We start from the raw sequence: 639 nt of genomic DNA on the forward strand, positions 1-639 counted from the left end.
CTCGCGGCCCAGCATCAGGAACTGCTCAAACTCGGTGTTTCTGCCGATCGCTCGCGGCCCAGCATCAGGAACTGCTCAAACTCGGTGTTTCTGCCGATCGTATTTACACCGACAAGGGCTTCACCGGCACGAACCGGGAAAGGGCCGGCCTTGACCAGGCACTGGCGGCTGTTCGTAGTGGCGATACTTTGGTCGTACCAAAGCTTGATCGACTGGCCCGCTCTGTCCCTGATGCACGGCTTATTGGCGACAGCCTGGCATCCCGTGGCGTGAAGCTTCAACTTGGGAACAGTATTCACGATCCGTCTGATCCAATGGGCAAGTTGTTCTTCAACATCCTTGCGACTTTCGCGGAGTTTGAAGCCGATCTGATCCGGATGCGTACTCGTGAAGGGATGGCCGTTGCACGCGACAAAGGTAAACTACGCGGAAAGAAACCCAAGCTTTCTGAACGTCAGCAAAAAGAGCTTCGCCGGATGTATGATACCGGCGATTACTCCATCAGCGATCTTTCAGAACTGTTTTCTATTTCTCGGCCAACTGTCTATCGAACTCTCAGCAGAACAGCCTCAACGTTCTTGTTGGGTTCACTCTAAGCGTACGTAAAGTACACTTTCGTGTCGTGACCCCTATTTGAAG

Annotated in this window: 1 protein-coding gene; it reads left to right on the forward strand. The window is 53.2% G+C overall.

Going from position 1 to position 639, the window contains the following annotated elements; genetic code table 11:
• The first annotated feature begins 71 nt into the window (after positions 1 to 71).
• Entirely contained in the window at positions 72 to 596 is a 525-nt protein-coding gene (locus KP705_RS16005; protein WP_215764952.1) for a recombinase family protein, read from the forward strand.
• Positions 597 to 639: the final 43 nt, after the last annotated feature.

It is taken from the genome of Gluconobacter sp. P1D12_c (genome assembly GCF_018812105.1).
In the GTDB taxonomy this organism is placed as follows: Bacteria; Pseudomonadota; Alphaproteobacteria; order Acetobacterales; family Acetobacteraceae; genus Gluconobacter; species Gluconobacter oxydans_A.